Origin of the sequence: Streptomyces sp. R-74717, assembly GCF_047305335.1 — a bacterium.
GTDB lineage: Bacteria > Actinomycetota > Actinomycetes > Streptomycetales > Streptomycetaceae > Streptomyces > Streptomyces atratus.
The window spans coordinates 8694242-8707632 of the sequence record NZ_CP102361.1; the positions used below are offsets into that span (position 1 = coordinate 8694242).

Annotated in this window: 9 protein-coding genes and 3 pseudogenes; 7 read left to right on the forward strand and 5 right to left on the reverse strand. The window is 69.8% G+C overall.

Features of this window, described 5'->3' with window-relative positions; genetic code table 11:
• Nucleotides 1–181: 181 nt before the first annotated feature.
• Complete coding sequence (locus tag NRF20_RS39395; RefSeq protein WP_398634309.1) at nucleotides 182–1219, reverse strand: ornithine cyclodeaminase family protein; 1038 nt, start codon at nucleotides 1217–1219, stop codon at nucleotides 182–184.
• Between the two features lie 317 nt (nucleotides 1220–1536).
• Between NRF20_RS39395 and NRF20_RS39400 the strand changes: the two genes are divergently transcribed.
• The 3 genes and pseudogenes from NRF20_RS39400 to NRF20_RS39410 all read left to right on the forward strand — a co-directional run.
• On the forward strand, nucleotides 1537–2541 hold the full coding sequence (locus tag NRF20_RS39400) for an FkbO/Hyg5 family chorismatase (RefSeq protein ID WP_398634310.1): 1005 nt from the start codon (nucleotides 1537–1539) through the stop codon (nucleotides 2539–2541).
• 37 nt (nucleotides 2542–2578) lie between these two features.
• Nucleotides 2579–3739 (forward strand): annotated as a pseudogene (locus tag NRF20_RS39405) (C9 hydroxylase cytochrome P450); the annotation flags it as partial.
• 159 nt (nucleotides 3740–3898) lie between these two features.
• Nucleotides 3899–4516, forward strand: a pseudogene (locus NRF20_RS39410) (FkbM family methyltransferase); the annotation flags it as partial.
• 196 nt (nucleotides 4517–4712) lie between these two features.
• On the opposite strand, the gene NRF20_RS39415 reads toward NRF20_RS39410, so the two are convergent.
• The 4 genes from NRF20_RS39415 to NRF20_RS39430 form a co-directional block, all read right to left on the reverse strand.
• On the reverse strand, nucleotides 4713–7427 hold the full coding sequence (locus tag NRF20_RS39415; protein WP_398634311.1) for an AAA family ATPase: 2715 nt from the start codon (nucleotides 7425–7427) through the stop codon (nucleotides 4713–4715).
• A 697-nt stretch (nucleotides 7428–8124) separates the two neighbouring features.
• Complete coding sequence (locus NRF20_RS39420; protein WP_398634312.1) at nucleotides 8125–8523, reverse strand: hypothetical protein; 399 nt, start codon at nucleotides 8521–8523, stop codon at nucleotides 8125–8127.
• Entirely contained in the window at nucleotides 8520–9677 is a 1158-nt protein-coding gene (locus NRF20_RS39425; protein ID WP_413754115.1) for a glycosyltransferase family 9 protein, read from the reverse strand. Before NRF20_RS39425 ends, NRF20_RS39420 begins: the two co-directional genes overlap by 4 nt.
• Entirely contained in the window at nucleotides 9674–10006 is a 333-nt protein-coding gene (locus tag NRF20_RS39430) for a phosphoribosyltransferase family protein (protein ID WP_398634314.1), read from the reverse strand. The genes NRF20_RS39425 and NRF20_RS39430 overlap by 4 nt, the downstream gene beginning before the upstream one ends.
• A 56-nt stretch (nucleotides 10007–10062) precedes the next feature.
• Here NRF20_RS39430 and NRF20_RS39435 point away from each other — a divergent pair.
• The 4 genes and pseudogenes from NRF20_RS39435 to NRF20_RS39450 form a co-directional block, all read left to right on the forward strand.
• A pseudogene (locus tag NRF20_RS39435) lies at nucleotides 10063–10166 on the forward strand (fasciclin domain-containing protein); the annotation flags it as partial.
• Nucleotides 10167–10512: 346 nt separating this feature from the next.
• Nucleotides 10513–11166 carry a response regulator transcription factor gene (locus tag NRF20_RS39440; RefSeq protein WP_398634315.1) on the forward strand — a complete coding sequence of 218 codons (654 nt, stop codon included), beginning with the start codon at nucleotides 10513–10515 and terminating at the stop codon, nucleotides 11164–11166.
• A 134-nt stretch (nucleotides 11167–11300) separates the two neighbouring features.
• Complete coding sequence (locus tag NRF20_RS39445) at nucleotides 11301–11954, forward strand: response regulator transcription factor (protein ID WP_398634316.1); 654 nt, start codon at nucleotides 11301–11303, stop codon at nucleotides 11952–11954.
• Between the two features lies 1 nt (nucleotide 11955).
• Nucleotides 11956–13284, forward strand: a complete 1329-nt coding sequence (locus NRF20_RS39450; RefSeq protein WP_398634317.1) for a sensor histidine kinase — start codon at nucleotides 11956–11958, stop codon at nucleotides 13282–13284.
• Nucleotides 13285–13391 lie beyond the last annotated feature (107 nt).

The window sequence follows — 13391 nt, forward strand, 5'->3', positions numbered from 1 at the left end:
TAGGACACGGTGCTCGACGGCCGACGGGGGCCGGGGGACGTGACCGAGCGGCTCAAGCGTGGACAGCACGACAGCACGACAGCACGACAGCACGACAGCGCGGCAGCGCGGCATCAGCGGCGTCGTCGCGGAGCTTCCTGATGTCCGGGCGGCAGAACCTCGGCGGTGACCCGGTCCACGGTCAGTCCTGGAGCGAATACGGGTCGAGGACGTCTTCGGGCGTGGACTCGATCGCGATCTTCTGGCCGAGGCCGAGTTCGTCGGCGAAGCCGAGCAGTACGTCGAATGCGATGTGGTCGGCGAACGCGCTGCCGGTCGAGTCGAGGACGCTCAGGCTCTCCTGGTGCGGGAGGGCGATCCCGGGCGCCGCGCACAGGTCGGCCAGTGTCGGGCCGAGTTCCCGGTCGGGCAGTTGCTGGAACTCGCCTTCGGCGCGGGCCTGCCCGGGGTGGTCGACACAGATGAACGCGTCGTCCAGCAGCGCCCTGGGCAGTTCGATCTTGCCCGGTTCGTCCGCACCAACCGCGTTGACGTGCAGGTGCGCCGGGCGAGGGGCGGCCGGGACGACCGGTCCCGCACCGCACGGCACCGAGGTCACCGTGCAGAGAACGTCCGCGGCGGATATCGCCGTCGCCGGGTCGGTGACCTCGACGGGCACACCGAGAGACGCGACCCGGCCGGCGAAGGAAGCCGCGTGCTCGGGATCGATGTCGCTGACCAGGATGCGCTCGAGCCCGAGGACCCGGCTGATGCCGTGCGCCTGGGTGACCGCCTGGGCGCCGGCCCCGATCAGGGCGAGGGTGGCGCTGCCCGGCCGGGCGAGCAGCCGGGTGGCGACGGCCGCGACCGCGCCGGTCCGCATGGCGGTGATGACACCGGCGTCGGCGAGCGCGACCAGGCTGCCGCTGTCGTCGTCGAGCCGCGCGAGGGTTCCGACGATGGTCGGCAGGTGAAAGTTTTCCGGGTTCTGCGGGCTGTAGCTGATCGTCTTCATCGTCACGGCCGTGCCCGCCGAGCGATGGGGCATGAACTCGATGACGCCGGGCACGTCGGCGGCGCGGGTAAAACCGGTGCGCGGCGGCGGGCCGTCGATCTCACCGCGGCCCAGTCGCGCGAAGCCCCGTTGCAACTCCCTGATCAGCCGGTCCATCATGACATCGCGGCCGACCACCAAGAGAATCCGTTTGATGTCGCGCTGGCCTAGAATCCTGGTCTGCACGTGTCGCCTCTCCGTCGTCATCAGAGTTCTTCGCGCGGTCGCCGCGGCTGTCAGGGCAATTCACGCGAACGTTGGATTGATTCCACCGGCAACTCTGAATTTCTTGCTTTTCCGGAAGTCTCCGTTTGTCGACACACGGGGCCGGTCATGCGTGAGTCGGTGCAACGATAGCGGCAGGCTGACGACAATCACCCCCAGATGATCCCCCTGGATTGCCCCGCAGACCCCGACGTTCGTTCATAGGGGGTTGCGTGGATTGGCACGCGGCATTTTCCTATCCAGGACGTACCCAATGACGGCGAAAGAGTGTGAGACGTTTGACTGCGCCGGTCACGCCACCGTTCTGTTCCTTCGAAAAGCTCGGTTCGCCGGATCTCGTCGACGACGAGACGCTGCTCGGTGTCATCGAACACCGCGCCGGGCACACCGGGGTGTCATTGGCCGACGGCCGTCCGCGGACAGCGGTGCACACGACGACCCCCGACGGCGAACCGTTCGCCGAGGTATGGCGCGCGGCGGGGCCGAAGGAGTCGGGCAGCCACGGCGGCGTCACCTGGGCCCGGACAGCCGACTATCTTTTCGGCGTCGCCAGGGTTCCCGAAGGGGATCGGTACGCGGCCGGCACCGCGGCCCTCTACACCGCGATCTTCGGCCTGACCAGCGAGCTGGGGTATCCGCGTCTCGCTCGTATCTGGAACTACGTCAGCGGCATCAACACACCGAACGCCGACGGCCTCGAGGTCTACCAGGACTTCTGTGTGGGACGAGCCGAGGCGCTGGACGCCTGCGGGATCGACCCGGCGAGCATGCCGGCGGCCACCGGCATCGGCACCCACGGCGGCGGCATCGCCTGCTACTTCCTCGCCGCCCGAGCCGGCGAGCGGGTCAACATCGAGAACCCGGCCGTACTGACGGCGCACCGCTACCCACAGCGGTACGGTCCGCGCCCGCCGGTCTTCGCGCGCGCCACCTGGCTCGCGGCGCCCGGATCGGACGACGGCCGGCTCTACGTCTCCGCGACCGCCGGCATCCTCGGCCACGAAACCGTGCACCACGGTGACGTTGCCCGGCAGTGCGACATCGCGCTGCGGAACATCGCTCAGGTGATCAGCGCCGAGAACCTGCGGCGGCACGGGCTCCACCGGGGTCGCACCCTCGCCGACGTCGACCACCTGAAGGTCTACGTGCGACACAGCGAGGACATTCCGGCCGTTCGCCGGATCTGCGCCGAGCGTCTTTCCCTCGAGGCCACGGCGGCCGTGCTGCACACCGACATAGCGCGCACCGACCTCTTGGTCGAAATCGAAGGAGTGGCGGCGTGACCTCAGTGGACGCTCGCCCATACTTGGAGGATTACAGATGAGTACCGAGGTTCAGCCTCAGAGCCAGTCCACCGGGCGCTGCCCGTTTTCGATCCAGGACGACCAGCGTGCGCTCCTGGAGAGCGGCACCATAGGCTCGTTCGAAATCTTCGGTGCCAAGCACTGGCTCCTGCCATCGGCCGAGGACGTCAAGATGGTCACCAACGACCCCCGGTTCAGCTCGGGAGCGGACGGAGTCCTGCCCGACCGTCCAGGCTGGTTCTCCGGGATGGACTCGCCCGAACACCGGCGCTACCGGCAGCAGATCGGCACGGACTTCAACGTGCGAGCCGCCCGGAACCTGGAGGAGACCGCCGTTCAGGTGGCGGACGCCTGCCTCGACACCATCGAGGCGTCCGGACCCGGCACCGACCTGATGCCCGGGTACGCCAATCGGTTGGCGCCCAAGGTCATCAACGACCTCTACGGCCTCAGCGAAGAGGAAGGCGCCGCGCTCCAGGCCCGCATTCGGGGCATCATCGACGTCACCGCCGAGAAGACCGACGGGGCCGGCACCACGAAGGTGATGGGGGAATTCTTTGCTTTCGCGGAGTCACTGGTCCGCAACAAACGGGAAGAGACGGGCACCGGGCTGCTGCACCGGCTGGCAGTGGCCGGCGAGGATGAGGCCCTGAGCGAGGAAGAGGCGACCGGGGCGTTCTCGGTGCTGGTTCTGGCCGGCCACGAGACGATGCAGCAGATGGTCGGCTACTGCCTGTTCGCGCTGCTCGCCCACCCCGAGCAGTGGGCCGCCGTGCGGGAGGACCCGGAACTGATCGACCGCGCGGTCGAGGAGTTGCTGCGCTACCTGCCGCTGAACGCGTTGGGAATCCCGCGGGTCTGTGTCGAGGACGTCGAAGTGCACGGCCAGCTGATCAAAGCGGGCGACAGGGTCATTCCGCTCTACTCCACGGCCAACCGCGACCCCAAAGTCTTCAACGACGCGGACAAGCTCGACCTCGCACGCAAGTCCGAACCCCACCTCGCGTTCGGGCACGGCGTCCACAAGTGCCCGGGCCAGCACCTCGCCCGGATGCTGATCAAGGTCGCCGTACTACGCCTGTTCGAACGCTTTCCCGACGTACGCCTCGCCGGCGACGTGCCGATGAACGACGCGGGTCTGTTCAGCCCGGCCGAGCTGCGGGTCACCTGGGGTGCCGAGGTGAGCACGCCCGCGCAGACGATGGAGCTGCCGAACGGCAAGACTTTCACGCACATCAGTGCCAGCGAGACCGAGTTCCTCTACCAGGAGATCTTCGCCCAACGCTGCTACCTGCAGCACGGCGTCGAGTTGCGCCCTGGCGACGTGGTGTTCGACGTCGGGGCGAACATCGGCATGTTCACCCTGTTCGCTCACCTTGAGTGCCCCGTCACCGTGCACGCCTTCGAGCCTGCGCCGGTGCCGTACGCGGCGCTGAGGGCGAACGCGGAGCGGCATGGGGTGGCGGGCCGGTTCGACCAGTGCGCGGTCTCGGACGTGGCCGGGGTCAGGCAACTGACCTTCTTCCCGGACGCGACGCTGCTCTCCACCTTCCATCCGAAGGCCGCCGACCGTGCCGAGCTGCGCTCGCTGGGCCTCAACCAGGGCTTCAGCGCCGAGGAAGTCGACGCGATGCTGGACCAGACGCCGCAGACCGAGCTGATCGACACTCCGGTCGTCCGGCTCTCCGACGTCATCGCGGAGCGCGGCATCGCCGCCATCGGGCTTCTCAAAATCGATGTGGAGCAGAACGAGCAGCAGGTTCTGGCAGGCATCGACGAGGCCGACTGGCCCCGCATCCGTCAGGTTGTCGTCGAGGTCCATGACATCGACGGCGCACTCGATCAGGTGCTCACCCTGCTGCGTGGAAAAGGCTTCACGGTCTTCGCCGAGCAGGAGTCGCTCTTCGCCGGCACCGGTCTCTACCAGGTCGCCGCTCTCCGCGAGGACGGCTGACCACGCGTCACGGATCCGGGCCGTCACTCCCGCCTTCCCACCCAAACCTGAAAGGAGCCGCCGGCGACGTGCCGATGAACGGCAGCACGGCCGGTTCGGCTCGGTCGAGCTACGGGTCACCTGGGGCGGGGCCGCCTGATCACGACTGCGGACCGTGTCGCCCGTACGTGGGCGACGCGGTCCGGTGCCCGCCGGGCTATTCCATGTCGTCCAACTCGGCCGGCAGATGCTTGCGGCCCTTGACGCCCAGCTTGCGGAAGACGTTGGTGAGGTGCTGCTCCACGGTGCTGGCGGTGACGAAGAGCCGGTCGGCGATCTCCCGGTTGGTCAGTCCGGTCGCGGCCAGCGACGCCGCACGCCGCTCAGCGTTGGTCAGCGATCTGCTCCGCGGCTGCGGGTCGGGGTCGTCCTGCCGGCCGGGCCTGACTCCGAGCCGGCGCAGCAGAGGATCCGCGCCGGTTCGCATGGCCAGGTGCCGAGCCTGCCGGAGCACACCTCGCGCCTGCCGGTAGCTCCCGAGCGCGCTGAGCGCCTCGCCCAGATCGGCGAGCACCCGCGCCCGCTCATACTGGTCCCGGCAGGAGAGCAGCAGCTCAGCCGCTTCGTAGAGCAGGTCGACCCGCTTCGGCTCCGGCATGTACGCCGCTTTTATCCGCAGCGTCAACGCGTGGGACCGGGGGGCCATCGTCCGGCTCAGCTGTTCGTCGACGAGCCGCCGGCCCTCGTTCCGGTCGAGGCCGAGCAGCGCCTCGGCGGCGTCGACGCGCCACAGGGCCATACCGGGCGCGTCAAAGCCCCAACCACGCATACGTTCGCCGCAGGCACGAAAGGCCCGGTACGCCGACTCGGGCTGGCCTGTCGCGAGGCTGTACTGGCCGTGCGCCGAGAGCAGATGCAGACCGAAGAGGCTGTCCTGGAAGGCGTCCCCCGGCGGCGCGGCGAACAGCTTCTCTGCGTGGTCGAGTTCGCCCAGCCGGACGGCGACGGACGCCCTGCTGGCCAACAGTAACGTGGCGGTGATGTCGAACGACGGCATCGGCCTGCCGTCCAGGACCATGTCGGCGGCCTCGACGGCCGCGGTCAGATCGCCGCGCCGCAGGGCGATTTCGGCGCGTATACCGGCGTACTCCGCGTCCTCCCCGTTCGATGCTCCGGCCTCTGCCGCCAGCTTGTCCGCCCAGACTTCAGCGACCTCGATGTTCTCCGCGTACAGCAGGGCCATCAGCGCGGCGAGAGCAGCGCCGTCCGCCGCGTCGGCTTGCTGCAGAACGGTTTCTGCCTCGGCGGTGGCAAGCTCCGGATGACCACGCAGGGCAGCCATGACAGCGTTATCGGCGATCGCGCAGTGTCTGGTCGCCGTCGGTAGGGCCGCGAGTTCGTCCGACGTGAGCGGGTGCGGGCGCCGGTCCGAGCCGGACGTACCGGGGTACAGCAGCGCGAGCGAGAACTCGGCGACCCGCAGGTGGGCCCGGTCCTGATCGGTGACGGCCCGTCGGTGTTGCGACGCCAGCACCCTGGCCGCCTCGCCGGGCCGCCCACCGACGGTCAGCCAGCGGGCCGTCCTGGACACGTACTCGCAGGAGAGCAGACCGGCGCGGGCCGCGACGCTCAGCTCGTCCCAATGCCGGCTGACGACCAGCGGATTGCGTCGGCGCTCGACCGCCACGGACTCGACGCGTATCGCGGCCTTGGTAGCGGCGTCGCCGGAGGCCCGGTACGCCAGTTGCAGGTAGTCGGCCGCCTCGCCCAACGTGCCGCGAACGGCCAGCGCCCGGCCGGCCTCGGTGAATGTCTCCGCGGCCTTCGGCCCGTGTACGAGACCGGCGCCGACCCGGTGGTGCGCGAGCATCTCGGCCGGTGCCTCGTCCAGCAGTTCCAGGGCGAGGCTGTGCACGCTGCGTCGTTCCTCGGCGGACATGTCGTCGAGCACCACCGAGCGGGCCGCTGGATGTGCGAACCGCTGGTCGCGCAGGAGGCCGCCGTCAGCGAGGATATCGGTCGCCTGGGCCATGGCCTCCGCGCTGAGCCCACTGATCCGGCGGACCAGGACGGTGGTGGCGCTCGGGCCCAGTACGGCGGCTACGCGGGTGACCCGCAACGCCAGCGGACCACAGCGGTAGAGGGAACCGAGGTAGGCCAGCCGGAACGCCCGGCCCACCTGGATGCCCGTTTCCCCTCGTGCCCAGGCGTCCCGCACATCGTCGATCAACCCCCGGCTGAGACTCAGGTTGCCTCCGGTCACCCGGTACAGCTCCGTGAGTGTTTCGTCGGAGAGGTCGGGGCCGAGGGCGGCGCGGGCCAGCTCGGCCGCATGCCCCGGGCCGAGTGGGCGCAGCGCGATCTCGTAGTGGTTCCGCAAGCTGAGCAGCTCCGCGTTGAACCGTAACTGAGACGAGGTGAGGACTCGCAACTCGGTGAAGATCAGAGCGATTCGAGCCGGGACAAGCCGTCGGGCCAGATACAGAAGGCAGCTCAACGAGGCGTTGTCGGCGTGCTGCACGTCATCGACGCAGATCAGCACCAGCCGGTCGGCGGCGAGCGTCAGCAGGGCACGGGTGAGGTCGCGACGCAGTCGGTTCTCGGCGCTCAATGAAAGCCGTCCGCCCTGGGCGGTCAGGCCGGCCGGCTCCGGAACCGGAAAGCCGAGCGCGGGGTTGTCGATAAGCTGCCCGATCAGGGCATAGGGTATCGCCCGTTCCTCGGCGGCACAGACCGCGCGCAGAGTGATGGCGTCAACCTCCGAGGCGGCCGCCTCAAGCAGTTCGGTCTTGCCGCAGGCGATCGGACCGGTAACGGAGATCAGGACACCTTGGCCGCCGTTCGCTCGGTTCAGGGCACTTCGTACACGTCCCAGTTCGTCTTCGCGGGCGACCAGCTCAGGACCGGTGTTGGACGCATCAATAGCTCGCACATATCCTCCTTGGCAACAATATTATAATGGGCCTGGGTGCAACGACGTTCAGAATCAGCCGGGTTGGGCGTGGCTGTATGCAACGTCGGCCGGGCGCGTTCTCCGAGTATCGGGTGCGAGCCGTCGGCAGGTTACGGCGAGAGCCCGGTACGGTGCGACATCCCGCGAAGTCCGCGGCCCGCCGACGCCCTCACTGTCGGTGCCGAATTCGGGACTTGCGGTAATTGTTTCGCGGCGATGGAACCTTCAACGGATCGGCACCGTCCGGGACCACCGCCGGTGCTGCCTGCCACCGCGCCGTATTCCCGCGTCCAGGGCCGCCGCCGGTCCGGCTGCCGCGGTGGCAGGACTTTCGTCATCGCGGCGGCACCGAACTGTTCAAGAATTATTCAACTACGGGCGGATTACCCGGCTGCCCGGGGCCGGCGGAAGTGGCGGGGGCATGGTGCGGGCTGCGGGATCACGGGGCGGTCAACGGGGACGCGGCCCGGCCTGCCTTTCGACTTTTACTATTCCTTTGTTATTCGCTGGCGCGGAGCAAGTAATACGTGATCAGGGGCAGTTTTAGCGGCGGGTTGACGACGACGGTTCCCCAGAAATCCCCCTGTTTTGTTCGACATTTCCTGGCCTTCGTTCATAGGGGGTTGTGTGGATTGGCGCGCAAGTATTTTGCTATGTGCCGCTCTTCCGACGCGGTTCACTGCGCCGTAGCCGAGCCGGCGCTGCCGGCTCTTTCGTCAGGTGGCACGAGGGACCCGCATGACCGAACCGGCAACAAGAGCTGGTTCATGTAGGCGCGGAGGTCGCTGCTCGGCTCGTTCGCGTTGAGGAGGTCGAGCAGGAGCCCCTGGTCGGTGCCGCCGGGGAGGCGTTCGTACGCGAGGAGGTGCCCGCCCGGCACGCGCGGGTGGGCGTGGAGGGCGGGTACGCGGTAGTGCCGGGCCAGGCGGGCGTGGCCGCGGATCTCCTCGCGGGCCTCGGCCGGGTCGCGGGTGAACTTCAGGAGCAGCGGGCGGCCGAGGAGGTCGACAGGGCAGAGCAGGTTGCGGGTGAAGCGCCGTACCGGACCGAGCCGAAGGGAAGGCTGGAAGGTCATCGCCTCACCCCGTTGAGCAGTTCGAGGCAGACCTGGGCCAGAGCGGCGGGCGGGAAAGCGTCCATGTGTACGTCCGTGTCCGGGGCGATGGCGTCGCGGACGGGGCAGAGGTCGCCCTGATGCATGCGGTCGGACAGGTCGGTGGCGACGGCGTGGTGGTGCGGCAGGCCGGTGCGCCACTTGCTGTGGCTGTGGCGCGCGTACAGGCCGATGACCGGCGGGCTGTTGCCGTCCCGGCCGCGGGCCATGGCGGCGAGGTGGGTGAGGCCGGTGTCGTTGCCGACGATCAGGTGGCAGTGCGGGAGGAGGTCGGCGAGTTGGTCGGCCGGCATTCCGTCGAGGCGGAGGACCTGCACATGGCGCCTGGGAGCCTCCGCGGCGATGCGGAGGCCATCGCTCGGGTTGCCGCCGATGAGCAGCAGCCGAGCCTGGGTCTGTTGTGCCTCGGCGATGTGCTCGGCCAGGGCGATGTAGCGCTGCGCGGTATAGTCCTTGCGCTCCGGCCAGCTGGTGGCGGTGATGGCGGCGAGGTTCAGGCCGCCCAGCCAGCCCACCGAGCGCAGTTCCTCCACGAGGTTGTTCGGCCTGGTGGCGAAGGTGGGAGCGAAGGGTGCCGTGTCGGGCAGGCGGATGCCCAGGCGGCGCTCCAACCCCAGGTAGTGGCGGGCGGGCAGGTCCGGGTGGGCGCGACCGTCGCTCGACCAGCACGGCGGGGCGGCCGGGTCGAGCACCAGACTCACCGCCGCCCCCGAGCCGTGTGCCTCGACCCCCGTGCGGTCTCCGACCACGGCCCGCCAGCCGCTCGGCGCGGTGGCTCGGGGCTGCGTGATCAGCCCGGTGCGGGCGATCAGCCCCGCGTACGGACCCACCGCCCGAACGGCTACGCGAACCGAGCGCATCCGCAGCCAGTCGAGGACCGCGCGCACCCCCGACATCGCGAGGAGGATGTCGCCGAGCTTCCCCTCGAAGGCCACCACGATCTCGCCGCACCCGCTCAGGCGGTGGACGAGCTCGGCGGAAGCCGCAAGCGGGAGCGGCGCGCCGATGGGAACGCTGTCACGGTCGTAACCGAGCGGGGTGGTGTGGACGGCCCCGGCGGGGATGACCAGGGAACCGTGGTGGAACTGGGTCTCCGCCGGGGCGACCGCGGTCATGCCGAGCCTTCGATCGTGGTGAGCGAGACCAGGGGCAGACCGAGGTCGGTGAGCAGCTCGCGGGCTCCGCGGGTGGTGTCCTCCACCAAGCAGGCCGCCGCCAGCGGGACGGCGCCGACCTCACGCAGTCGGCGGGTGAGGTCGGCCAGGGTCCGGCCGGTGGTGATCTCGTCGTCCACGATGACGATGCGCTGTCCGGGGGTGATGCCGTACGCGAAGACGTCGGTTCGCATTGCGTGGGGCTCGCTGAAGCGGACCGCTCCGTCGAGCGGGAGGAGCAGCTTCCAGGCGATTTTGTGCGGGCGTCGTCGGCCTGGGAGTACTGCCATGCGGCCACTCCGCCGAGAAGGACGGCTGCGGCGATGCTTGCCGAGCCCGCCGCGGCCAGTCCAAGCTGGCGACCTTCGGCTCCGAGGCGTCCTACACCGTCAGTGACTCCGCCAAGGTGATCTGCGGCGACGTGAAGCCGCCAACGCCAACGTCTACATCGCTGGTGGACCGCCTTCATCGCCATCGGCGCACTGGCCGCGCTCACCTCTCGTAGACGAGGGGCAACCAGCGCACGACCCACGCGGCCAGCTCGACGCCTGAGCCGCAGCCAGGTACCCCGGCAGCCCGGTCCCCGGTTCCGTTCTCGGCCCCGGGGATTTCGAGGGCGGGCCCGGGACCGGAAGCCGGGACCCTAGAGCGGGAGCCGGGAGCCGGGAGCCGGGAGCCCCCTTCGAGCCGTCGCCCCGCAACGCGAGGCGACGGCCCCGGCCGCCGAACCGGCCTTAACGAGCCTCCTACGTCTCCTGTTACTCCTGGGTGACCTTCGCCCTGTCAGAGTTGGGGCATGCGAGTACTGATCGTGGAGGACCACAAGGATCTCGCGGAGAGCGTCGCGAGAGGGCTGCGTCGGCACGCCATGGAGGTCGAGCTCGCGCACGACGGCGAGCAGGGGCTGAACCAGGCCTCCAGCGGGGCCTACGACGTCGTCGTCCTGGACCGGGACCTGCCGCTCGTGCACGGCGACGACATCTGCCGTGCCCTCGTCCGGCAGGGCAGCCCGTCCCGCGTCCTGATGCTCACCGCCGCCGGCACCCTCGCCGACCGCGTCGACGGTCTCGACCTCGGCGCCGACGACTACCTCGCCAAGCCCTTCTCCTTCGCCGAACTCATCGCCCGCGTCCAGGCCCTGGACAGACGCGATCAGCCCGCCGTGCCCCCCGTCCTCGTCCGGGGCGACGTCGAGCTCGACACCGCCCGCCGCACCGCGGTGCGCGGCGGCCGCAAGCTGGACCTGTCGCCGAAGGAGATGGCCGTCCTGGAGGTGCTGCTCGCCGCCGGCGGCGCCGTCGTCTCCGCCGAGGAGTTGCTGGAACGAGCCTGGGACCGGGACGCCGACCCGTTCAGCAACACCGTCAAGGTCACCGTCAGCCGGCTGCGCCGCAAGCTCGGCGACCCGCCGGTCATCGAGACGCTCCCGCACGTCGGCTACCGGATCTGACGCGCGCGGCCGCGGCACGGCCCCGTGTCGTTGCCAGGCGGGCGACAGTGGGCCAGCCTGGGGGGGGGTAACCCGGGTGTGACCGCGGGTGGGGGACCCTGGGGTCCCGTGACGTGTGCTTCGTAGGGGGAGTGATGAGAGTACTGGTGGTCGAGGACCATACGGAGCTCGCGGACTCGATCACCAGAGTGTTCCGCCGTGAGGGCCTTGCCGTCGACACCGCCTACGACGGCGGGACCGCGCTCGACCTCGCCACCGACGTCGCGTACGACGTGGTGATCCTCGACCGCGACCTCCCCGACGTGCACGGCGACGAGGTCTGCGCCGAACTCAGCGCCGAGGGGCTCCGCACCAAGGTGCTCATGCTCACCGCCTCCGCCTCCATCGCCGACCGGGTCGAGGGCCTCGGCCTGGGTGCCGACGACTACCTCGCCAAGCCGTTCGCCTGGCCCGAACTCCTCGCCCGCACCCGCGCCCTCGGACGCCGCGCGCACCCCGTACGGCAGCCCGTCCTCGCCCGCGGCGCCCTCCGGCTCGACCCCGCCCGCCGCACCGCCAGCCACGCCGGAACGCAACTGCCGCTCACCGCGAAGGAGTTCGGCGTGCTCGCCTATCTGCTCGGTGCCGAGGGGCGGACCGTCCCGGCCGACGAACTGCTCGCCAAGGTGTGGGACGAGGTCGCCGACCCCGGCACCACCACCGTCAAGGCCACGGTCAACCGGCTCCGTACCAAACTCGTCGACCGCTCCGTGATCCAAACCGTACCCGGAGAGGGCTACCGGATCTGACATGGTGCGCACGCTTCTGACCCGCGTCCGAGCCGGCGCCCGTGCCCGGCTGCGCGGCCCCGGCGCCGCCCGGGTACGCGCCCTGATCCGCCTCCTCACGCCGCGACGGGTCCGGGTCCGCTTCGCCACGCTCTTCGGGCTCCTGTTCATCGCCTCCGGCGCCGTCCTGCTCGGCATCACCTATCTGCTCGTCAACCGCCCCACCCACAATGTCGTCACCGCCTTCCATCAGGAGGGGGCGCCACCGGACGGTTCGCGATCGGGGACGGTCATCCGGCCCGGCCCGAACTCCGCGTCCTCGCAGGACGTCACCGAATGGCTCAACGACCAACTGCGCAGGCAGACGGCCCAGTTGCACGAAGCGCAGATGCACGAGCTGCTCGTGCAGTCCGGAACGGCCCTCACCATCATGGCGGCGCTCTCCATCATGCTCAGCTGGCTCCTGGCCCGGCGGGTCCTCAGGCCCATGCGCACCCTCAACGCCGGCATCTGCCGGATCTCCGCCAGCAATGTGCACGAACGCCTCGCCGTCGAGGGCCCCCGCGATGAGATCAGCGAGCTCGCCGACAGCATCGACGGGCTCCTCGCCCGGCTCGAGGCCGCTCTGGAGTCCCACAAGCGCTTCGTCGCCAACGCCGCCCACGAGCTGCGCACCCCGCTCACGGTGGAACGCGCACTCCTGGAGGAGTCCCTTCTCGACCGCGACGCCACCGCCGAGTCGTTCCGCGAGAACTTCGAACGCCTGCTGCGGATCAGCACCCACCAGGCAGCCCTGCTGGAGTCCCTGCTCACCCTCGCCGTCAGCGAGCGGGGCATGGACCGGACCGAGCCCGTCGACCTGGCCGAAGTCAGCAAGTTCGTGCTGCTCACGCCGCTGCCGGAGACTCAGCGCAACGGCGTACGGATCGTGGACCGCACCGAGCCGGCGCCGGTCGCCGGCGACACCGCGCTCCTGGAGCGACTGGTCGCCAACCTGGTCCAAAACGCGGCCTACTACAACGTGCCCGACGGGACCGTGGACATCACCGTGCGCTGCCACGGCGGGCGCGCCGTCCTCACCGTCTCCAACACCGGCCCCGAGGTCCCCAAGGACCGCATCGACCAGCTCTTCGAGCCGTTCCAGCGCATGAGCCGCACCGCGGGCGACGGCCACCACGGCCTCGGCCTGTCGATCGTCCGGGCCATCGCCGCCGCCCACGACGCCACCCTCACCGCCCGCGCCAGGCCGGGCGGCGGACTCGTCGTCGAGGTCTCCTTCCCCCGCCCTGTCAAGGGCGCCGAACCCTACGAGGGTTGGCCGCAGACGCGCGCGGCGGCCGCGTCCAAGTGACCAGAACGGCGGGTTGGACGACGCCGTCCCCTAGGTATTGTTCTGATTGACCGGCCCCGGTCGTGAACGGGCTTTGAAGACGTTCCGCCGGGCTTTTCGGTCCACGG

Coding starts and splice junctions, on each gene's coding strand:
- NRF20_RS39420 (WP_398634312.1), bottom strand. CDS start 8,523: ATGACCTTCCAGCCTTCCCTTCGGCTCGGTCCGGTACGGCGCTTCACC.
- NRF20_RS39425 (WP_413754115.1), bottom strand. CDS start 9,677: ATGACCGCGGTCGCCCCGGCGGAGACCCAGTTCCACCACGGTTCCCTG.
- NRF20_RS39430 (WP_398634314.1), bottom strand. CDS start 10,006: ATGGCAGTACTCCCAGGCCGACGACGCCCGCACAAAATCGCCTGGAAG.
- NRF20_RS39440 (WP_398634315.1), top strand. CDS start 10,513: ATGCGAGTACTGATCGTGGAGGACCACAAGGATCTCGCGGAGAGCGTC.
- NRF20_RS39445 (WP_398634316.1), top strand. CDS start 11,301: ATGAGAGTACTGGTGGTCGAGGACCATACGGAGCTCGCGGACTCGATC.
- NRF20_RS39450 (WP_398634317.1), top strand. CDS start 11,956: ATGGTGCGCACGCTTCTGACCCGCGTCCGAGCCGGCGCCCGTGCCCGG.